Annotated in this window: 18 protein-coding genes; 10 read left to right on the top strand and 8 right to left on the bottom strand. The window is 47.9% G+C overall.

The genetic code is table 11. The features are described from left to right. Positions 1-83: 83 nt before the first annotated feature. The 4 genes from METBU_RS0115310 to tatB all read left to right on the top strand — a co-directional run bounded on the left by METBU_RS0115310 (position 84) and on the right by tatB (position 6,040). Positions 84-2,654 (top strand): sensor domain-containing protein, encoded by a 2,571-nt coding sequence (locus METBU_RS0115310; protein ID WP_017841464.1) that lies wholly within the window; start codon positions 84-86, stop codon positions 2,652-2,654. A gap of 393 nt (positions 2,655-3,047) precedes the next feature. Further along, positions 3,048-5,417, top strand: a complete 2,370-nt coding sequence (locus METBU_RS25385; RefSeq protein ID WP_017841463.1) for a PhoX family protein — start codon at positions 3,048-3,050, stop codon at positions 5,415-5,417. A gap of 87 nt (positions 5,418-5,504) precedes the next feature. Further along, positions 5,505-5,720 carry a twin-arginine translocase TatA/TatE family subunit gene (tatA, locus tag METBU_RS0115300; protein ID WP_014146537.1) on the top strand — a complete coding sequence of 72 codons (216 nt, stop codon included), beginning with the start codon at positions 5,505-5,507 and terminating at the stop codon, positions 5,718-5,720. An 8-nt stretch (positions 5,721-5,728) separates the two neighbouring features. Further along, positions 5,729-6,040 (top strand): Sec-independent protein translocase protein TatB, encoded by a 312-nt coding sequence (gene tatB / locus METBU_RS24335; RefSeq protein WP_017841462.1) that lies wholly within the window; start codon positions 5,729-5,731, stop codon positions 6,038-6,040. 590 nt (positions 6,041-6,630) lie between these two features. Here tatB and METBU_RS0115285 read toward each other — a convergent pair. Beyond that, the gene (locus METBU_RS0115285; RefSeq protein ID WP_201764866.1) at positions 6,631-7,617 is read right to left on the bottom strand and encodes a 2OG-Fe(II) oxygenase; all 987 of its coding nucleotides are present in this window, start codon (positions 7,615-7,617) and stop codon (positions 6,631-6,633) included. Positions 7,618-7,874: 257 nt separating this feature from the next. On the opposite strand from METBU_RS0115285, the gene lgt reads away from it, so the two are divergent. Further along, a complete protein-coding gene (gene lgt, locus METBU_RS0115280) occupies positions 7,875-8,657 on the top strand; it encodes a prolipoprotein diacylglyceryl transferase (RefSeq protein WP_017841459.1) in 783 nt (260 codons plus the stop codon). Next, positions 8,654-9,487, top strand: a complete 834-nt coding sequence (gene thyA / locus METBU_RS0115275) for a thymidylate synthase (RefSeq protein WP_017841458.1) — start codon at positions 8,654-8,656, stop codon at positions 9,485-9,487. Before lgt ends, thyA begins: the two co-directional genes overlap by 4 nt. A gap of 5 nt (positions 9,488-9,492) precedes the next feature. Here thyA and METBU_RS0115270 read toward each other — a convergent pair whose 3' ends face one another. Genes METBU_RS0115270 through crp form a run of 3 tightly spaced genes read right to left on the bottom strand, consistent with a single transcriptional unit; the run spans position 9,493 to position 11,235 of the window. Further along, entirely contained in the window at positions 9,493-10,023 is a 531-nt protein-coding gene (locus METBU_RS0115270; RefSeq protein WP_017841457.1) for a nucleoside triphosphate pyrophosphohydrolase family protein, read from the bottom strand. 59 nt (positions 10,024-10,082) lie between these two features. Continuing rightward, positions 10,083-10,562, bottom strand: coding sequence for a YchJ family protein (locus METBU_RS0115265; RefSeq protein ID WP_017841456.1), 480 nt, complete (start codon positions 10,560-10,562; stop codon positions 10,083-10,085). Between the two features lie 19 nt (positions 10,563-10,581). Then, on the bottom strand, positions 10,582-11,235 hold the full coding sequence (gene crp, locus METBU_RS0115260; protein WP_014146545.1) for a cAMP-activated global transcriptional regulator CRP: 654 nt from the start codon (positions 11,233-11,235) through the stop codon (positions 10,582-10,584). Between the two features lie 143 nt (positions 11,236-11,378). Here crp and METBU_RS0115255 point away from each other — a divergent pair, with 143 nt between their 5' ends. The 4 genes from METBU_RS0115255 (at position 11,379) to METBU_RS0115235 (ending at position 17,347) form a co-directional block, all read left to right on the top strand. Next, positions 11,379-11,795 (top strand): OsmC family protein, encoded by a 417-nt coding sequence (locus METBU_RS0115255; RefSeq protein WP_017841455.1) that lies wholly within the window; start codon positions 11,379-11,381, stop codon positions 11,793-11,795. Between the two features lie 6 nt (positions 11,796-11,801). Further along, entirely contained in the window at positions 11,802-12,590 is a 789-nt protein-coding gene (gene speD, locus METBU_RS0115250) for an adenosylmethionine decarboxylase (RefSeq protein WP_017841454.1), read from the top strand. A gap of 875 nt (positions 12,591-13,465) precedes the next feature. Continuing rightward, a complete protein-coding gene (locus METBU_RS0115240; protein ID WP_017841452.1) occupies positions 13,466-15,826 on the top strand; it encodes a caspase family protein in 2,361 nt (786 codons plus the stop codon). A 198-nt stretch (positions 15,827-16,024) separates the two neighbouring features. Continuing rightward, on the top strand, positions 16,025-17,347 hold the full coding sequence (locus tag METBU_RS0115235) for an autotransporter outer membrane beta-barrel domain-containing protein (RefSeq protein ID WP_083877750.1): 1,323 nt from the start codon (positions 16,025-16,027) through the stop codon (positions 17,345-17,347). Between the two features lie 1,204 nt (positions 17,348-18,551). Here the strand turns inward: METBU_RS0115235 and METBU_RS0115225 are convergent. From METBU_RS0115225 to METBU_RS0115210, 4 genes are read right to left on the bottom strand one after another with little or no spacing between them, the layout of a single operon-like run. Then, positions 18,552-18,920, bottom strand: coding sequence for a hypothetical protein (locus METBU_RS0115225; protein ID WP_014146550.1), 369 nt, complete (start codon positions 18,918-18,920; stop codon positions 18,552-18,554). Beyond that, positions 18,921-19,694, bottom strand: coding sequence for a head GIN domain-containing protein (locus tag METBU_RS25380; protein ID WP_017841449.1), 774 nt, complete (start codon positions 19,692-19,694; stop codon positions 18,921-18,923). It abuts the gene before it with no gap. A 42-nt stretch (positions 19,695-19,736) separates the two neighbouring features. After that, positions 19,737-20,327: an OmpA family protein gene (locus METBU_RS25375; protein WP_017841448.1), complete on the bottom strand. Its 591-nt coding sequence runs from the start codon at positions 20,325-20,327 to the stop codon at positions 19,737-19,739. Between the two features lie 56 nt (positions 20,328-20,383). Next, complete coding sequence (locus tag METBU_RS0115210) at positions 20,384-20,686, bottom strand: hypothetical protein (RefSeq protein WP_014146553.1); 303 nt, start codon at positions 20,684-20,686, stop codon at positions 20,384-20,386. Between the last annotated feature and the right edge of the window lie 2 nt (positions 20,687-20,688).

Below are 20,688 nucleotides of genomic sequence, written 5' to 3'. Positions count from 1 at the left end.
AATAAACCTTAATAACCGTAATAAAATAAATTGCCGATCATGTTGTTTCTAAGATTCGGTAAATCAATAAACGGATAGCCATTATGCAAGAACTGATGAAATTTTTATTCGGCAGCGCAGATTTAATGCCGCACGGTAATTGCTTCCTGTGGCAACCCGGCTTGCTATGGTTAACTGTAACGGCGAACATCGTGATCGCCTTGGCTTATTTTTCAATTCCGGTTGCGCTGCTTTATTTCGTTTATAAGCGTAAGCAAGTCGAATTCAAAGGCATATTATTGCTATTCAGCTTGTTTATTTTTTCCTGTGGCACGACGCATGTCATGCATGTCGTAACGATCTGGAGACCCGTTTACGGATTGTCAGGCATTATCGATGCACTGACTGCAGGTGTCTCGGTGGTAGCGGCCGTAATGCTTTGGCCCTTAATACCGAAAGCGCTATTGATTCCGAGCCCATCGGAATTATTGAAAGCTAATTCTCTGTTACAGGACGAAATTCGATATAACTTAAAAATACAAAATGAACTCAAGCGGCTCAATCAAGATTTAGATAAAACGGTTGAGTTGCTGCAACAGAGTAACCAAGCTTTTCAGGAAAGCGAACAACGTTTCAAGCATGTCGTCAACGTCACGCCGGCAGCGATATACACTCTGCTTTTTACCGGCCATGACCGATATCCCTATAGAACGACATTTATAAGCGACGCCTTCTTAAGCATTACCGGCTTTGCACCTGCCGATTGGTACAGCAATGATAGTTTATGGATCGATCGCCTGCATCCGGACGACCGTGAGCAGACTATCGAATTAATGGAACAACTAAAAGAAACCGGACAGTTAAATCATCAATACCGGTTTCGGCATAAAGACGGCACCTATCGTTGGATACATGACAAATCGATTATGACCCGAACATCGACGGGGCAAATCGATGAAGTGTTCGGCGCATGGATGGATGTGACCGAACATAAAGAAGCCGAAGAAGAACTGCACCTGGCTGCGATTACTTTCGAAAGCTTGCAAGGGATCATGATTACCGACCCTGACGCGACAATTTTACGTGTCAATCAAGCATTCACGACAGTGACCGGCTATGCTGCCGAAGAAGTGATCGGCAAAAATCCGAATATTCTGCACTCCGATCAACACGATCAATTATTTTATGAGGACTTATGGCGGCAATTGCAAATCGACGGTCGATTCGAAGGCGAGATTTGGGATCGCCGTAAGGACGGTTCGATTTTTCCGATTTGGCAATGCATTACTGCGGTTAAAAACAACCGGGGCGAAACCACGCATTATGTTGCGGTGTTTACCGATCTGAGTGAGAAGAAAAAATTCGAGGAATATATTTCGCAATTGGCTTTTTACGATCCGTTGACTGATTTACCGAATCGCAGACTGTTACTCGAAAGAATCGAACAGGTATTGATACAAGCCAAACGAAAAAATACTTATGCGGCGATTTTGTATATGGATTTAGATCGATTCAAGGTATTGAATGACTCGATGGGGCATCAAACCGGCGATGAGTTGTTGGTCCAAGTAGCCAAACGTTTGAAGCAATCGATACGACAAGAGGATACGCCGACTCGACTCGGCGGCGACGAGTTCGTTATCTTGGTACATACCGATACCGATCGTCAAGATGAGGCGACTCAAAAAATTTTAAATCTTGCCGAAAAAATTATGAGCAAGTTGAACGAGCCCTATTTAATCAAAGGCAACGAGCATTATTTCAGTTCCAGCATGGGCGTTACCTTATTTTCCGGTCGGTGCCAATTGGCGGCGACCGATTTACTGCAACAGGCCGATACCGCGATGTACCGGTCGAAAGAAAAAGGTCGCAATACCATCAGTTTTTTCGATCGAAGCATGCAAGAAGCTGCCGATAAACGCTTACAGATCGAAAATGCGCTACGAATGGCGATAGAGCAACAACAATTTACGCTTTATTTTCAACCTCAGGTCGATAGAAACGGCCGGATAATCAGCGCCGAAGCGTTGATTCGTTGGAATCATCCGGATAAGGGACTGATTGCCCCGAACGAATTTATTCCCATCGCCGAGGAAACGGGCATGATACAGCAAATAGGCGCTTGGGTTATCGAGGCTGCGTGTAGCCAGATTAAACTATGGCAACAAGCCGGTATGGACTATGCCTATGTTTCGATTAATGTGAGTTCGCAACAATTTCGGCAAAAAGATTTCGTGACTAATGTTAGGCGAGCCATTGTGCAAGCCGATATCGAATCAAGTCGGTTAATGATTGAAATAACCGAAAGTGTGTTGATGCAGGATATCAACGACACTATAGAAAAAATGCAGGCATTGATGGAATTGGGTATCGCGATTTCGATCGACGATTTCGGTACCGGCTATTCGTCGCTGGCCTACTTGACGCAATTTCCGCTCAGCCAATTGAAGATCGATCAGCGTTTTGTCAAAAATATTGATGTCGATAAAAACAGCGCAGTCATTGTCGAAACCATCCTTGCGATGGCAGGCAACCTGGGTCTGAAAGTTGTTGCCGAAGGAGTTGAAACCGAACGGCAGTTGACGTTTTTGGTTGAAAAAGGATGCATCGTGTTTCAGGGGTATTTTTTCGGTAAACCGGTTCCGGTCGATCAATTTGGGATGAACATTGAGTGAATGGAAATCAAAAGTGATAGCCAATGAAAATGTATAAGCCTAATAAGAAAAGTTAGTACAAAACAAAGTTAACCCAATTAGCCACTCACTGCCATTAAGTTAAGGAAATCCGTCACTCCGCCATGGACTGGCGGAATCCAGTGCCATGGATGGCAAGCTTTTGAGGCACATTAGAGCTTGAATGCAAGCATTACTTATTTTTGTGACGCCTTAACTTAATGGCAGTGAATTAGCCAGTGGGTTGATTCACTGATGCTTGTCAATTATCGATTAAGTCTTGCACGGTAACGCTTTCGTCATTTAAGAGTCACTAAATCTTCATCATTTTTTCACATGTCCTCATTATAGTGACCGCTCACCTTAACCTTGATTAAGCGAAGAGAGAGGCATTACATGAGCGATAATAAACAGCCGATGATTGAGATGGATAATGGCGACGAGCCAATGAGTAATCATTCGGACAACCCGCATTTCGCGACGATTTTGGAAAAAAGACTGTCGCGCCGCCAAGTGCTGAGCGGCAGTTTGACAGCTGCAGTAGCCGGCGTTTTCGGCGCTTCCGGTATGGGTAATATAGCCGAAGCGGCTAACCCAAAAAAACTGCCGCCAGCCGCATTGTCAAATGGCAAACAGCCTTTTGCATTGAAGCCTACTTTAGGGTTCGATGCGATTCCGGTCACGCGTTCCGATACCGCAACCCTCCCGCACGGTTATAAAGCGCAAGCCCTGATTCCTTGGGGTACTCCGATCACTGGCAGCTATCCGGAATTCAAATCGGTTGAAGGCAACACCGGCGAAGAGCAAGAACAACAAGTCGGCTCGCATCACGACGGCATGCATTATTTCCCGATGCAAGACGATCCGAACGGTCACGGTCTTTTGTGCGTGAACCATGAGTATGTCGATCAACGCGTATTTCATGCAGCCGGCCCAACTTTCGTTGCCGGTCAACGTCCGACCGACGAAGTCAGAAAAGAGATCGCCGCGCACGGCGTCAGTGTGGTCGAGATCCAAAAAAATTCGATCAGCGGCGAGTGGGGCGTGGTCAACGGTTCGTACAACCGCCGTGTCACGGCCGGCACGCCTGCCGAAATTCGCGGCCCGGTACGCGGCAGCGATTTGGTTAAAACCAAATACAGCCCGGACGGCACGATGGCGCGCGGCACGATCAATAACTGCGCGCACGGTTACACGCCTTGGGGTACTTATTTGACCTGCGAAGAAAACTGGGCGGGCTATTTTGTCAGCCGCGTGCAATTGGCCCGCGCGGAAGCCTTGTTGAACTGGTTCGAAGACTCGCAATCCGCTCTTTACCCGGGCCGTAAAACGTCCTTTGTACAAGGCCGTTACTTTGCGCGTTTCTATCCGGAAACCAACCGTATCATAGGTATTTTCGACGAGTTCTTCGATCAAAAAGTCACCAACTTGGTTTATTCGCAAACCGGTAATACATTTAACGACACAGATCGCGTGTTGGAAGGCGAATTCGGCGCCTTGTTGGCACAAGCCGGTATTGCAGAAGACCTGTCGTTGAGCCGGCCGAGAGAACAAAGCCGCTTTGGCGTGCCTACCGCCAACAGCCGTTACCGTTGGGAAACCGCGCAAAGCGGCGAAGATCAATACATCCGCTTCGATGCCACGCCTAAAGGTGCGGATGCGACTGAAGATTACCGTAACGAGCCGAACACGCAAGGCTGGGTGCTGGAAATCGATCCGTTCGATCCGAACAGTACGCCGATTAAACGTACTACGATGGGCCGTTTCGCGCACGAAGGCGCGTGGTTGTCTCCGCCGCAGTTGGGTCAGCCGGTTACTTTCTATATGGGCGACGATGCACGTAACGAATATATCTATAAATTCGTCACCAAAGCGCGTTACAGCAAAAAATCCAACGGCGACATGCTGGACGAAGGCATCTTGTACGCCGCCCGCTTCAACGACGACGGAACCGGCGAATGGCTGGCCTTGGACATCAACGATCCGAAGTTTCAAGCCGCAGCTGCCGCTGCCGGCGTCGAATTCGCGGATCAAGCCGATGTCTTAGTCAACACGCGTCTGGCGGCCGATGTCGTCGGTGCGACGAAAATGGATAGACCTGAGTGGGGTACAGTACATCCGCAAACCCGCGAAGTCTATATGACGCTGACCAACAACAGTTCACGTACGGATGAGAATGGTAATAATCCAATCGATGCAGCCAATCCGCGCGGACCGAATCCCTACGGCCATATCATCCGCTGGCGCGAACAAGGTAACCGTTCTTGGGCGACCAAATTCGAATGGGATATCTTTGTCTTGTCGGGTACGGAAGGCGACAGCCAAGTATTGCCGGAACAAGGCGGTCCAGCATTGACGCCGGATAACATCCACGCCAGCGCGGACGGTGTGTGGATCGACCAATTCGGTACGCTGTGGATTCAAACCGACATGAGCGGCTCGCAACAAGCGTCCGGCCCATTCGGCGCCAACCAAATGCTGGCGGCCAACCCGGAAACCGGCGAAATCAAGCGTTTCCTAGCAGGACCGAACGATCAGGAAACCACCGGCGTTGTCTCGACACCGGACGGCAAAACCTTGTTCGTCAACTTCCAACATCCGGGCGACCGTTCGCAACCGGGTGCATTCACCAGCAACTGGCCGGATAGCGGCGCGGTTTACAGACATCCTGGCGATGCGATAGTAACCCACAGTCCTAGCGGTCCGCGTCCGCGCTCAGCGACATTGGTCGTTACGCGTGAAGACGGCGGCGTGGTCGGTTTATAAAGAGATCGTTAGTTAGTCATTTTCTAAAGGAAAGACTAGTGGGCAAGGACGCCCATTTTTTTAAAATGCTTTTAGCCGGGAGATGCAATGGGCATCAGCGTTACGCAATTAGTCATCATCATGGTCATCGTGATTCTTTTATTCGGCACCAAACGCGTTAGAAATTTAGGTTCCGATTTGGGTGTCGCGATCAAGAGTTTTCGCAATTCGGTCAAGGAAGGCGAAGACGATAAACAATTAAGCAAAGACGAGTCCGAAAAAGTGGAAGATTCGGTCGAATTGCAACATCAAAGCAAAGTCTAAATCCCATTATGTTCGATATCGGTTTTACCGAACTGTGCATGATCGGTTTGGTCGCATTGTTGGTCATAGGGCCTGAGAAACTGCCGAAAGTGGCCCGCGTTGCGGGCTTTTGGGTAGGCAAGGCGAAAAATACTGTGGCCAAAGTCAAGGCCGAAATCAAGGAAGAATTGGACGCAGAAGAACTGCGTCAAGCGGTTCGGGAGCAAAACGGCTTTGAGGAGATAGATCAATTCAAAGCAGAGGCCGATGAACTCAGGCAAAAGATTAACAAGCCGATGCCGTCGATCGTCCCATCGCCAAAGCGCGCCAAGAAACTTTGATCCTAAAAAAATAAGTTGGGCATTCTAAATCCCGTTCGCCCTAAGCCGAGTCGAAGGGTGGACGGGATTTAGAATGCCCAACTAGTGACCGGCATGTGGAATCCGCTCATGCTTCGCTTTGGATCAGCACGAACGGGTCTTCAACACATGTCAACTGCTTTTTAGTGTGAAAGTTCGTAGATTTGGACTCGTTATCTAGTTTTTCGATATGAAAAACAATGCCGATTCCGAAGAGGGTGCGGTTGCTCGACCGACAGGTGTCGGCGGCAGGACAGATTTTTCTGCCCTGCATCGCCTAAAGCGCCTTCTGTTGGTGCCCTACTACACGCCATCCCATCCTTGGCGTTCGAGCCGCCGTCAAGCCTACAAGGACTTATTCACGGCGTACTGTCAAGCGAGTCACCGCACACTAACCCACTCCTCGCACTTTGATTTGCCGGGTTGATGACGGCTTCCTCATGATCGTTAGGTTAAACGATCAATCATGAAAGAAGTTTTGGAATTTGACAGATGCATGATTACCGTTACAATTTTCTAACCGCTAACCGCTAACCGCTAACCGCTAACCGCTAACCGCTAACCGCTAACCGCTAACCGCTAACATCATCCCCCCACATAAACGTCAGCAACACATACCGTTTTCCGGCAGTGACATCGGAAGCGGCGTGCAGTAAGGTGCCGGAAAACACTAACCCGCCTCCTGCCGGTGGACGGTAACGTTTAGCTCCGAATTCCGGAAAAACGATTTCGCCTCCCGTGTAATCGTCGTTTAAATTCAGCGATAATGCGAAACGCCGATGTTTGGCATCCGGCGTCACATTGTCCCTGTGCAGGCGAAAATAACCGCCGGTGATTGCATCGTAAGCCACGACTTTATAACCTTCCAGTCGGGTCACCTGATAATGAAAGGCGCGGGCAATAACCGGCAATAATCGCTCGACTAATGCGTCGTTTACAGCTTGAACCAAATCCGGATCGTTTAAGCGATGATCGCGTCTAATTTTAGTTCTGGCATCGGGGATGAGTGTCGGTTCCCCGGCGACCATGCGCACCATGCCGCTATCAAAGTTATCCGCTTCATGAGCAGCAATCAATTGTGTACATAACGAAGAGGGCAGCACTTCGGGAACTATTAAGACCGGGGCGCTTTCATTACAAACTGTGGAGTATTGTGCCGGGATCGCATCGAGTATGTGTTCTATTTCGTTGAGGGTGGGATTTTCAAGGCAGGCAAAAACGGTCAAGGTAGGGCGCAATATCAATACCAGCGGTTCGCTTACCTGTGAGGCGTTTAAAAAAGCCTGTGTCAAGCGCCCGTCATCCTGAAGTATTGGAAATGGGGAATCGATCTGATGATTTTGCTTTCCGGAAAATACTCCGATTAGCTTGGTATGATCTGCTAGCGGCGCATATTGCAAGAGTTCTACTTGAATGGCGGAAAATACGATTACGACCGGGCTTTGACCACAATATTGTTCATAAAAAGTTACCGGCATTCCTTCTACTTCCGGTAATAAAAAATCCGGAGCGATTTTACCGGGCCGGATTTTTTGACATAGTTCGTTTAGGGTTGGCAATTTAATCTCCATTTAATGTCTTGAATTACCGTTGAAAGTCCATATTTCGGCTCACCCCAAACTTAAAAATGAGGTCGCGCGAATTTTCAGTATCAAAGGAGTTGTTTGAGCACAATTTGGCAAGATAACAGCGGAATATGACAAATCGGTGAAAGTTTATTGAATATTTAATGACAATAGAGAGTTACTTGTGCTTATCGGGATGCGGCGGAAGACATGTATAATGGAAGGCCGTTAATCATTACCTATCGAGAAAAATGCTGACTTATCCTAATATCGATCCTGTTGCGTTCAGTCTGGGTCCCGTAAAAGTCCATTGGTATGGCTTGATGTACTTGATCGGATTTGCCGCTGTTTGGGTGTTGGGCAAAAAAAGAGCCGAACAACCCTGGTCGCCGATTAAACCGGAAGCGATCGAAGACCTCGTTACTTATGGCGCACTAGGGGTCATACTCGGTGGACGATTGGGTTATATTTTGTTTTATAACTTCAGCGAGTTTTTGAACGATCCGAGCATCATTTACAAAATTTGGCAGGGCGGCATGTCCTTTCATGGCGGTATGCTCGGCGTGTTTGTCGCGATGTGGATTTTCGGGCGTAAACATAATTGCACCATGTTGCAATTAACCGACATCATCGCACCACTGGCGCCGATCGGATTGGGTGCGGGTCGTATCGGCAATTTTATTAATGCCGAATTGTGGGGACGAACGACCGATGTGCCTTGGGGAATGGTGTTTCCGAATGCCGGACCTTTGCCCCGTCATCCCTCGCAGCTTTACGAAGCGTTTCTTGAAGGGGTGGTGTTGTTCGTCGTGCTTTGGATATATAGCAGCAAACCGAGGCCGACAATGGCGGCGACCGGTTTGGCTGTGATGCTTTACGGCTGCTTTAGGTTTTTTGTCGAGTTTTTCCGCATGCCCGATGCACATCTGGGTTATTTGATGTTGGATTGGGTCACGATGGGGCAGATCCTATCGACGCCGATGATAATAATCGGCGGATTTATGTTCTACTGGGCTCACAGAAAAACCGCATGAAGCCATATCTGGATTTATTGGAAAAAATATTAACCGAAGGGACGTTGAAAGGCGATAGAACCGGTAGCGGTACTTTATCGATTTTCGGTCATCAAATGCGTTTTTCGTTGGCGGACGGATTTCCGTTGGTGACGACCAAAAAAGTTCATTTGAAATCGATCATTCATGAATTGCTTTGGTTTTTGCAGGGCGATACCCGTTTGGATTATTTGCATCGGCACGGAGTGACGATTTGGGACGAGTGGGCCGATGGCGGCGGTGGCTTGGGGCCGGTGTACGGTTATCAATGGCGATCATGGCCGTCTCCGGATAAAACGTATATCGATCAGATCGCTACAGTAATCGAGCAATTAAGAAGCAATCCCAATAGCCGGCGCATGATCGTTTCGGCCTGGAATGTTGCCGATTTGCCCGATGAAAAACTCAGTCCGCAGCAAAACGTCGCCAACGGAAAAATGGCATTGGCGCCTTGTCATGCCTTGTTTCAGTTTTATGTTGCCGACGGAAAACTATCTTGTCAGTTGTATCAGCGCAGCTGCGATACTTTTTTGGGGTTGCCGTTCAATATCGCCAGTTATGCGTTGTTGACGCATATGGCCGCGCAGCAGAGCGGTTTAGAGGTTGGCGATTTTATTTGGACCGGCGGCGATGTCCATCTGTATTTGAATCATCTGGAGCAGGCCAAATTACAATTGACACGCGAGCCTTATCCCTTGCCGCGCTTAGCGATCAAACGCAAGCCCGAATCGATATTCGATTATCGCTACGAAGACTTTGAGATGCTCGATTACCAGGCTCACGCGCATATCAAGGCGGCAATTTCGGTTTAGCTTCGTTATTCGTACATAAATTCGCTCAAATCCGGCGCTTTCGGTAATTGTAATTGAGTTAGCCTATCGGCGTTTTTTATTGCATTCAGTCTGGCCATGTTATTGGCGTGAACGCACTGGAAGGCGCCGTTAAAGTCGGCATTCAAAAAGGCTTTGGTTAAGTGAGCACATAAGCAATAGAGTGCCGAATAGTTTTTCGGATCGCCGTCTTTACATCGATCGATTTCCTTAGACAGCAAGGTCATGACCGATAGCACGAAGCCGTCGTGCCGCCAATCCACCGGTTCATCGCTGACATCATTCCCCGAAAGCGCGATCGCGCCGACTGCGTAATAAGCGAGATCGGTCAAGCCGGCCAAGATAGCAGCCATTTCGCCGGATTTGATCGCCTTAAAGGTTTCGCTGCCGCCGTCCATCAGTAAAGCCTGACGTAGAATAATATCCATATCGGAAATATCAACGGGCGCTCCGTGCTCGGCTTGCGGAATCGCTAATGCGTCGTGGTAAGCTCTGATTGCTGCTAAATGCTGATTCATTGCGGTCCCCTGTTATGATGGATGTCGAAATGAGACTGAATTAGGCGAAAAAAGTTGCGTTAATTTTGTCCGCAGCAGCGTTTGAATTTTTTTCCGCTGCCGCAGGGGCAGGGGGCATTTTTGCCTTGGCCGCTTTCCGTTTTCGGTTGGCCGATTGATTTAACCAGTCCGTCCAAATAATACCAGCGACCGCCGGATTTTTTGAAACGGCTAAGTTCATGCATGACTTGATCTTCGTCATCCAGTTTAAAATGGGCTTTAAATTCCACTAAGCCTTTAGTGTCGTTTTTACCGCCCTTTTTGACGTTGACGATTTCGAGTTTGGTCCAAACCGTTTTATCTTTGGAAAAATCGATAGACTGAGGTTTTTTAGTATTGTCCCAAGTTGCTAAAAGATACGAATCATCTTGGTAGGCATAGGCGGTAAATCGCGAACGCATTAAGATTTCGGCGGTTTCGGCAAAGCGGCTACCGTTATGGTAAGTTCGGCAGCATTGTTCGTACAGTAGTCCCGAACCGCAAAGACACATATCAACCATCAATGAAATAACGAGTACTTCAACGGGTGCCGAAAACGACGATGGTTTTGCCGTGGGCGGTAATCAAACCTTTATCTTCAAGTTCTTTGAGCACTCTTCCGGCCATTTCCCGAGAACAACCGACAATCCGGCCGATTTCTTGGCGGGTGATGCGCAGCTGCATGCCGTCCGGGTGAGTAACGGCATCCGGTTCTTTTGCTAGGTCGAGAAGGGTGCGAGCGATACGGCCTTCCACATCCATGAAGGCTAGATCGCGAAATTTACGGCTGGTGATCAAAAGGCGAGACGCTAATTGTTCGCCGAGCATGGACAGGATTTCGGGGGCATATTCCAGCAATTCTTTTTTTAAGGCTTGTTTTAGCCTTTCATAACCGATTTCCGCCAATTTGCAGGGCGTTCGTGTATTAACACTGACTTCTCGAGTGTCGGTCGGCTTAAATACACCGATTTCGCCGATAAAGTCGTGTTTGTTTAAATAAGCAAGGATCAATTCACGACCATCTTCGTCTTCGACACCGATACTGACAGAGCCTTCGATAATAAAATAGAGACGGTCACCGGTATCGCCGGGACGTATGATGGTGGTTTTAGCCGGGTAGGACTTGGTATGGCACAAGTGTAAAAAAGGCTCCAATGCATCTCTATATGCCGGGTTTAGCTTACTAGGGGTCATAACAACTAATCATCCTCTAACTATGTTGTAAAAAAAATTCCGCTAACAGTGCCGCATTTTTGTAAAAAAATCAACAATGATAATCTTTTAAATTTAGCCTGGTGTGGTAATCTATGCCACTTTTATTGAGTCGGTATAGACAGATGGAAGCGAAAGTTAAATGGGTTGACGGTGTGATGTTTGTTGGCGAAACCGGTAGCGGACATGCTGTAGTCATGGACGGTTCACCAGACCATGGCGGACGTAACATGGGGGCGCGGCCGATGGAAATGATTTTGCTCGGATTAGGCGGTTGCTCGTCTTTCGATGTCGTGGACATTTTGAGGAAAGGCAGAAACGACATCGTCGATTGTCGTGTCGAATTAGCGGCGGAACGTGCGGAATCGATACCCAGCGTATTCACAAAAATTCATTTACATTTTGTCGTAACCGGACGTGAACTTAAAGCGAATGCTGTAGAACGCGCGATAAAATTATCGGCGGAAAAATATTGTTCCGCATCCATCATGCTGGGTAAGACGGCAGAAATTACCCACGATTTTGAAGTGATCGAGGTTTAATAAATTTTGAAAAAAATAAAATTACACGGCTTTAACAATCTAACGAAGTCGCTTAGCTTTAATATTTACGATGTTTGTTATACGCCTGCGGAACAGAAGCAAGCTTATATCGATTATATCGATGAAGCCTATAATGCCGATCGCCTCACACAAATATTAAAAGATGTTGCCGAAATTATCGGCGCAAACATCCTTAATATCGCGCACCAAGATTACGATCCGCAAGGTGCAAGTGTCACGATGTTGATTTCCGAAGGCATGGACAATGAAGTCGATGCCGAGCAGCTCAACAGCGAATCGCCAGGGCCGCTGCCCGAAACCGTGCTAGCGCATTTGGACAAGAGCCATATCACTGTACATACCTATCCGGAATGTCATCCCGATACCGAGATCAGTACATTCCGTGCCGATATCGATGTATCGACTTGCGGTCAAATTTCGCCGTTGAAAGCATTAAATTATCTGATTCATAGTTTTGAATCCGATATTGTGATCATGGACTATAAAGTCCGTGGCTTTACACGAGATGTATCGGGGCAAAAGCATTATATCGATCATAATATTACGTCGATTCAAAAATATATCTCGGAAGATACGCGCGAAAAATATCAGATGATCGACGTTAATGTCTATCAAGAGCATCTTTTCCATACCAAGATGATGTTGAAAGAAACCGAGTTGGAAAATTATTTGTTCGAAAAAGAAAGCGCGTTCAGCGAAGAAGAAAAGGAAGCAATACAAGAGCAATTGCAGCAGGAAATGGCTGAAATATTTTATGGTAGAAACTATGCTTAATTTTATACCTTTCGCGCTTCAAATTTCGGCAGTACCTGAGGAGGCGCCGGGGTGTGCGGCAAAGGCTTTGCCAGCATGGAGCTGGCATAGAGCCTACAGGGATGTATTCACGGCGTCCTTTGACGGACACCCCGGCGCCGAATTTTGATCTGCGATGGGTATAGTTAGCAGTTAATAGTGAATAAATTTTTGCTCGGATAGGTTGTATTTGAGCTATCCATTCTCTTATTGCTTTTGACATTGTGACCAAGGATGGTCTGAACTCCCTGTTTTCCCATTTCGACAACTTTAGGAAAAAACGCGTTATTCCCCGCCCGGGATTGGCGTAATTCAGTGCTAGGGATGGCCGTAGCTTCATCCATGGATTAGTTCAGCCGAGATGACGAATTAAGCCGCATATACACACCATAAATAAGCGCTAATTTGGCGCTTATGTCTTTTCCCCTTCTCTCTCCAATAAGCTTTCCGCATCGATTGCCGAATTTTCCCTAAAAAATTTTCCCAAATTTTGAAACTTATCGCTTTGCCGTTTTAAGTCGAGCGTACTAATACCGTTGAGTGGACTGATTTTATATGAGGTTTGTCTGAACTGATCGGCTATTTTGTTTCTAGCATGATTTAAAAATTAGTACTAATATTATTTTTTGTGAAAATGCGCGCAAAATCCCAATATTTATAATGAATATTTGTCGGTAATGTGTTTTGTCTTAACATCGCTTTGTGGTTGGAGCCCGGTTTTCATAGTTCTCTGTAGGAACCCAAACTGAACTTAATAGCCATGACTATTAGGTATGGCTAAAGATAATCTAAAGAACCCTGAGAAGATCTGAATTTTATGTTCACGTTATATTGATAATTTTGATTCGGCTTAAACTATGAAACCGTTTCCCTTATTAGCTTCAATGACAATCGTAGTGTTGGCCGCTTGTACGGCAGATTCCGCCGGGGTCAAGGAGCGCGCGGCGGATTTTGCGAAAGTGGAACAGATGCGCGATGCCGATAAACTTTATATCGTCGATTGTCTCCTGCCCGGGCAAATTAGAAGAATGGGCCGGATGATGACCTTTTTAACGGCCAAGATTCCGATCAAGACCACCGCGCTGGACTGCGAAATTCGGGGCGGCGATTATGTCGCATTCGATCGTTCGAATTATGCGACCGCTTTGAACTTATGGCTCCCTGCCGCTCAAGAGGGAGATGCCGAAGCTCAGGCCTATGTCGGGGAAATTTTTCAAAAAGGGCTTGGAACGCAGCCGGATTATCAAAGCGCGGCGTTATGGTTTAAAAGGGCGGCCGAGCAGAGCAACAAGCGAGCGCAATTAAGTCTCGGTTATCTCTATGAAAAGGGGCTTGGTGTCGAGCAGGACTCCGCCGCTGCTATGGAATGGTACCAGAAAGCCTCGGGACTCGACGATAAAGATCTTCCCTATGCGGCAACTCTACAGACCTCGCCGGATGAAGGCTTGTTGGAGGAAATCAAATGGCTCAAAGCCGAGCTCAACAACAGCCGCAATGAGGCAAGACGCTTATCGGGCGAACTCGCGAAAACGCAGCGCCAATTACAGGAAAGCCAACAAAAACTGCAACGCTACTTAGACGAGCGCAACAATACCCAGTCGAAATTAGATGCGGCTATCGGCCGAGGCGACAATGCGGCCATCGCCGATTTAAAAAGGAAATTGCAAGATGCGGAACGGGAATTATCGTCTTACGCGGCTCAGGTCGGCAATCTTGAAAAGCAGTATCGTCAAGAAGTCGACCAACTCAACAGTAAATTGCAGGAAACCGAAAACCGGGCCAATCAAATCTATAGCCAACTCAAAAGACAGACGACCGAAGCCGGCGAAATCCAGCTTAAATTAGTTAACGCCGAGGCGCAATTAGCAAAAACCGAGCAAGAATTGTTGTCGGCCAAGAGTCCCGTGTCTGCCACTCCGACGGCCGGCGATACGCAGCAATTGGACACAATCGAACGAAAACACCAGGATGCCCTGCAGAAAATTCAAAAGGACTTACAAGAAAAAGAAAACCGTGAACGGCTCATGGCCGATCAGATTGCAAGCCTCGAAGCCGACAAGAAAAGATACGAACAAGAAATCCAGCAATTACAAAAGTCTTCGGTGACCGTGGCAGCGGCGCAAAAACCTGTGATCGAAATTATCGATCCGCCTTTCGTCCGGATGCGCGGAGTGCCGACCGTAACGTTGCGCTCTGCAGTCAAAGAACGGGAAATCATCGGTAAGGCTAGTTCGCCGGCGGGTATGTTGTCGGTATTGATCAACGATGTAAAAAGCCGTCTCGACGAACGGGGCCTTTTTAACAGCAGCATCGCCATTACTGCTCAGGAAACGCCGGTCAGAATTGTCGCGGTCGATAACAACGGCGCACGCGAAAGCCTCGAATTCAAAATGACCTTGGAAGGCCCGATAAGCGATAGTCAACGCGGTAAAGAAGACATTACCCGCTTGCAGACTGTCAGCCCATGGAAAGATTTGGATTTCGGCCATTATCATGCACTAATCATCGGAAACAATCGTTATCAGAAAATTCCGTCTCTCGATACGCCGGTCAACGATGCGCGAGCGGTCGACCGGGTTCTTCGCGAAAAATACGGTTTCAAGACCAAGGTATTGATCGACGCAAACCGTTATCAAATTTTGTCGGCGATGAATGAAATGCGGGCCAAGCTGACCGAAAAAGATAATTTACTGATCTACTATGCCGGCCATGGCGAGTTGGATCAAGTCAACATGCGCGGGCATTGGTTGCCGGTCGATGCCGAAGCCGACAATAACGCAAATTGGATTTCGACCATTTCGATCACCGATATTTTAAATGCAATGTCCGCAAAACACGTTATGGTCGTTGCCGATTCTTGTTACTCAGGTGCGATGACCCGTTCTTCACTGGCGCGTTTAGATGCCGGCATGAGTCCCGAAAAGAAATCCGAATGGCTGAAAGCGATGCTCAAAGCCCGGTCCCGGACCGTAATGACTTCGGGCGGATTGAAACCGGTGATGGATGGCGGCGGAGGCGAGCATTCGGTATTCGCAGCCTCCTTCATCAAGGCATTGGATCGCAACGATTCTTTGCTCGAAGGCCAGGAATTGTACCGGAATGTATCGGCCAATATCGTAGCGATAGCAGCCCGTTACGGTATCGAGCAAGTTCCGCAATACGCGCCGGTTAATCATGCGGGGCATGAGTCAGGGGAGTTTTTCTTTGTGCCGAAATAGTTTTTGATTTTTTAGTAATCAAGGATTAAAAGTAGGTGTATTGCTTAATCGAAACGAGCCTTGATGCATGGCATAAGCATTAAATTTCCACTAAATAATAAAAAAAATAACCTTAAATATAATAGATAAGCCTCTGTTAAATAACATTAAAAATATAATAATTCAGGCTTTTTTAGCAATTAAATCGTAGGGGGAGTAATGAAAAAAAGTAAAAATCTAATACGAGACTCTAAAGGGTTGGCGTTATGTACGGCGCCTTTATTAGTTGGAATAATGAGTCACGATACATATGCGACCGAAGATAACCGGGATTTTGTCAGGAACACTATTATTGCAATTTGCCCTCCGAATGATGGTCGTCTCGGAAGCGAATTGCAGGCTCGGTGTAATAACGTCGCACAAGTGGGTTTTCCCAGCGGAATCATGACACGAGTAACGTCCGAGCAAACTGCAGCACAAAAGTCGATGTCGCTGGAAATGAACAGCACTCAGTTCGGTTTTCTCAGTAACCGCATCAGTGCGATACGAAGCGGTAGGCAAGGCGGAGGCTTGAACATTAGCGGCCTGATGCTCGACAGTAACGGCAATCCGGCGTCGTCCAACCAATTGGCCAATTGGGGAGATTATCAGAACAAAGGAGCAGCCGGCGGCGATAGCTATGAGCGGCTCGGAGTGTTCGTTAACGGCAATATCGGTTTTGGCGACCGTCGCACTACGGCGAACGAAGCCGGCTATAATCTCGATACGCATGGAGGAACCGTCGGTATGGACTACCGGTTTACCGATAACTTCCTGATGGGTATGGCGTTTGGTTATAACAATGCGACGTCGAGATATAGGAATAATCTTGGCGAAATGGAGGCCGATAACTATACCGGCGCGGTATACGCCTCGTTTTATACCGAAGACGGTTTTTTCATCGACGGCATATTCAGCGGTAGCCACATCGATTACGCGACCAGAAGGCGCATTCAATATTCGGTTCCCGCTGAGACTATCAATACCAATGCTCTAGGCGATAACTCCGGCCGCGAGTTTAACGTGTCGATGAATACCGGTTATAATTTCAACGTCAGCGGTCTAACGATTACTCCACAAGTTCGTGTCGACTACACGAGCAGCCAAGTGGATGCGCTGAATGAACGGGGCGGTGCTGGTTGGGCGTTGCATGTCGACGAACAGGATTTCGATTCAATGCAGACTGCAGCCGGTTTACAGCTCAATTATGTGATAAGCCTGCCTTGGGCCATAATCGTGCCGATGGCCAGAGCCGAATATATTCACGAATTCAAAAACGATCAACGAAATATTCAAGCATTTTTTATCCAAGACTCGACGCAAACACGGTTCAATATCCGCACCGATAGACCGGACCGAGACTACATTGTGATGAGTGCGGGAGTTTCCGCTCAGTTCATGCACGGTATTTCGGCATTCGTCAATTACGATACGGTACAAGCACATTCCTTCGTCAACAACCATAACTTTTCGGGGGGAGTGAGAGTACAAGTTCCGTTTTAATCAGACAGAGAAGATCGAAGCCACGTCTTTCCCGCATTCCAATTCCACTCTGCTGCATACGGGTTACGCGCTAGGCGACAATAAACGGTATCAAGGTCGCACGCTGAAAATCGTGGAAACGGAGCGTTAGCGAAGTGAAGATTTTTAGTCCCCGATAGCCGTAGCGCCGGGTGTTTTGCCGGAGTCTGCGCGAATAGGGCAGGCGGAGGCAAAATACAAGGCATCGCGACACGGCGTAAAGCCATTTGTGGGAGTGCTACGGAGCCGCATCGAGTATACGATGATGTGGCGTAGTGGCACGGACGCAGGGCGAATCGGGGCCGCCGAAGGCAATAATCGCCAAGTAATTTTTCGCTGCTGAAATCGGACGGACCCCATTTCAGCTTTCGCGAAAAATCTTGGCGCGCTTGTTAGCTATATGCCCCCGTAGGGTACGCTATGCGTACCATGGTAACCATAAGCGCCAACTTAGTGCCTATTCTATGGTGCGTTTATGGCTTTATTCGTCATATCGGTATGGCTTGTCGATACCCATGTTGCATGGAAGTGGTGCTACGCATTGCCATCCGTGGCCCTGGATTCCGCCAATCCCTGGCGGAATGACGCGTTCCTTCCTTAAGTTGGCGCTTATGCCATGGTAACCCCGCCAATGCTAAGACAAGCCCTTATGGTTTGATCTGGGTAAGGATTATTCGGTGCTTAACGGTATCAAGATTCCAGTTTGAGAAAGTTCGCCTTTTATTCAGGGGCGGAGTATGCCTGTCGAGGAACGCCTAAACCCATCTATGGGGGCTTGACGGCGGTTCGAATGCCAAGGATGGCGTGAATGCAGATTTTGCATGGAGCAAAAATCTACCCTGCCGCCGATATCATCGCCAAATATACCCTCGCACCTTTTTTATCTTCAAATTGGGAGTTGCTGTTAACGGCATGAAGGTACGCGTAGCGAAGGAAAGTTGAATAATCGGGAAGTTTTTGTTACGAAATTCTTAGAGAGGTCGTAGGAAAAATTAAAGAATATCAATGCAAAATAAATGATTATACCCTTTGCTGGTCAAATTTCGGCGCCGGGGTGTCCGTCAAAGGACGCCGTGAATACGTCCATGTAGGCTCTGTGACAGCATCCTTGCTGTCAAAGCCTTTGCCGAACACCCCGGCGCCTCCATGCGTCAATGCCGAAATTTGAAGTGCGATGGGTATAAATCTAAGGATACAGAATAATATTCAACAGCTTGTTGGATTGATCGTACACCTGTAAATTTCGGTTGAACCATTCGCCGTAAATGTATTTTTTGTTGCCTTTGCCGTCGAATAAATAGCCGGTGACGTCTCTAGCTCCGGTTTTTTTCACTATCAAAAAAACATACCGGTTATTCAAACTACCGTGCAACTCATGCCATTGATCTTTTTTAGTCTTGAGTTCCGGCTTAGTCATCGCTTTTGGTTTGATTGTCGGCGATTCCGATTCGTTGAATGTGATCCCCGCCAATTGATTGGTTTGTGCAGAACCGTTCGCGAGTATCAGGAGGGAACCGGCAAGAATGATCCAAGCGCCGCGCCATGTGAGTTTCATTTAATCTCCCGGTTGCAGATCGCCGCTGCCGATTATGCGTTTTTCGATGAGTGCCGGACGTCCGTAGTAAGTAATGTCGCCGCTACCGATCAGATAGGCTTTTAATGTTTCCTGTGCAGTAACTGTAATATTGCCGGAACCCGATAATTTGATATCGGCCTGTTGACTGAAAAGTTTTTGTGCATCGATATCGCCGGCGCCATTGACGGTCACGCTGAAACGGTCGATCTGTCCGTCGGCGATCACATTGCCGCTTCCGTTGAGAGTCAGAGCCAACGACTCTTGCCTGAGAGCGGTTAGACGAATATCGCCGGCGCCATGCAGAGCAAGGGTGTCCAGACGGGGGCTCGTAATTTCGACAGTCAGCGGTAAATGTTGTTGATAACTTTTACGTCCGGCGATCGTTAATAGGCCGCCGCTAACCGATGTTTCGATAATAGGAATCAAGTTTCGGTCGCCGATGATCTCGATACTTTGCGCCGGGCCGTTACGATAGTTAATATCGATCCCGGCGGCAACATGGATAGCCCGGAACGGACCGACGTCGCGGCGTTCCTTGCCTAAAACTCCGGAGCCTTGTTCTATACGCGCATCGCTGCCGTCGTAAACGACACCGTCGATGATGATTTTGCCGGTCGTCGCTTGGCCTGCAATAGCATCGGACGGTAAGGGTAATAAAACGGATAGGCTTAAGCTCAGACCGATAGTGAGAGATCGGCGGCCGGCCCGTTTTCCGGGCCGGAAATCGGGTGTTTGTATTCCTTGCGTTGTCATAGCGTGTTTCCTGATGACGAATCGTATAAAAAAGCCGCGTTGTTAATTCGCGCTATAAAACTGAACTCTGCGGTTGACCGCATCGAACGGGTCGCGGCCCGGCAAGGGTTTGGATTTTCCGAGCCCTTTGGTGGTAAGCCGGTTCGAGGAAACGCCGTAGTTACGCGCTAGATAATTTCTTACGGCTTGAGCTCTGCGTCTGGATAAATCCAGATTATAAGAGGCCGACCCGACCGCATCGGTGTGGCCTTCGATGATCAAGCGCTTGTCGGCAAAATCGGACATCGTCATCATTTTTCCGACTTCTTCCAAGAATGGAAGCGATTCGGGCAAAATTTCATCCGAGTTATAGGCGAATTTAATCGGCAAACCGATACTGGTTTTTTCCGCTTCGACACGTTCGGCGGTGGCGAAATCGTCGGCTCGCTCATTCCTTTTGGGTTGGAAATTGATAGAACGCATTTTCATGGTTCCCGGAGTGTCGTTCGTTTGTCCTCCGAACAGAACTTTGCCCATTTCCTCGGCGCTTGGCGGAGCATCGTACATGCGTACTTGTTCGGCTTGAGTATTAAGGGTGTATAAAGCCAGCAAAAGGGCACCGCTGGCGGCGGTGATAGAGTGATGTAGTTTCATGTTAGTAACCTCATAAATTTCAATAGTCTTAGTTTCATCTCATTGAAACGGTTGGTTTATTTTTGTTCCCAACGGGTAACTTTGCCGTTTTTGTCGAAAAATACCACTTGCGTGGAATATTCCCAGGCTTCGCCCCAATCTCCGGAAGTGGTGCCTGTACAGCTCCAGCAAGGCCTTCCCCAAGCCGCTTTGACTTGGTCTTGATCCATGCCTTTAACCAAATAGCCGGCTTTGATGACTTCGACCATTTCCTTGTCCCACTCCGGATGTTCGGAAATCATTTCCTCGCGTCTGACCGGAGCATTTTCGCAGGCTTGTAAAATCAGGCCGGTAAGTAAGATTAATGTTAATTTTTTCATAA

This window comes from Methylotuvimicrobium buryatense 5G (assembly GCF_000341735.1).
In the GTDB taxonomy this organism is placed as follows: Bacteria; Pseudomonadota; Gammaproteobacteria; order Methylococcales; family Methylomonadaceae; genus Methylotuvimicrobium; species Methylotuvimicrobium buryatense.
This window is presented reverse-complemented; position numbering and strand designations above follow the sequence as displayed.

What these genes read in the sequence shown, in the direction of transcription:
- METBU_RS0115310 (WP_017841464.1), top strand. Translation starts at nt 84, where the DNA reads ATGCAAGAACTGATGAAATTTTTATTCGGCAGCGCAGATTTAATGCCG.
- METBU_RS25385 (WP_017841463.1), top strand. Translation starts at nt 3,048, where the DNA reads ATGAGCGATAATAAACAGCCGATGATTGAGATGGATAATGGCGACGAG.
- tatA (WP_014146537.1), top strand. Translation starts at nt 5,505, where the DNA reads ATGGGCATCAGCGTTACGCAATTAGTCATCATCATGGTCATCGTGATT.
- tatB (WP_017841462.1), top strand. Translation starts at nt 5,729, where the DNA reads ATGTTCGATATCGGTTTTACCGAACTGTGCATGATCGGTTTGGTCGCA.
- lgt (WP_017841459.1), top strand. Translation starts at nt 7,875, where the DNA reads ATGCTGACTTATCCTAATATCGATCCTGTTGCGTTCAGTCTGGGTCCC.
- thyA (WP_017841458.1), top strand. Translation starts at nt 8,654, where the DNA reads ATGAAGCCATATCTGGATTTATTGGAAAAAATATTAACCGAAGGGACG.
- METBU_RS0115270 (WP_017841457.1), bottom strand. Translation starts at nt 10,023, where the DNA reads ATGAATCAGCATTTAGCAGCAATCAGAGCTTACCACGACGCATTAGCG.
- METBU_RS0115265 (WP_017841456.1), bottom strand. Translation starts at nt 10,562, where the DNA reads ATGGTTGATATGTGTCTTTGCGGTTCGGGACTACTGTACGAACAATGC.
- crp (WP_014146545.1), bottom strand. Translation starts at nt 11,235, where the DNA reads ATGACCCCTAGTAAGCTAAACCCGGCATATAGAGATGCATTGGAGCCT.
- METBU_RS0115255 (WP_017841455.1), top strand. Translation starts at nt 11,379, where the DNA reads ATGGAAGCGAAAGTTAAATGGGTTGACGGTGTGATGTTTGTTGGCGAA.
- METBU_RS0115240 (WP_017841452.1), top strand. Translation starts at nt 13,466, where the DNA reads ATGAAACCGTTTCCCTTATTAGCTTCAATGACAATCGTAGTGTTGGCC.
- METBU_RS0115235 (WP_083877750.1), top strand. Translation starts at nt 16,025, where the DNA reads ATGAAAAAAAGTAAAAATCTAATACGAGACTCTAAAGGGTTGGCGTTA.
- METBU_RS0115225 (WP_014146550.1), bottom strand. Translation starts at nt 18,920, where the DNA reads ATGAAACTCACATGGCGCGGCGCTTGGATCATTCTTGCCGGTTCCCTC.
- METBU_RS25380 (WP_017841449.1), bottom strand. Translation starts at nt 19,694, where the DNA reads ATGACAACGCAAGGAATACAAACACCCGATTTCCGGCCCGGAAAACGG.
- METBU_RS25375 (WP_017841448.1), bottom strand. Translation starts at nt 20,327, where the DNA reads ATGAAACTACATCACTCTATCACCGCCGCCAGCGGTGCCCTTTTGCTG.
- METBU_RS0115210 (WP_014146553.1), bottom strand. Translation starts at nt 20,686, where the DNA reads ATGAAAAAATTAACATTAATCTTACTTACCGGCCTGATTTTACAAGCC.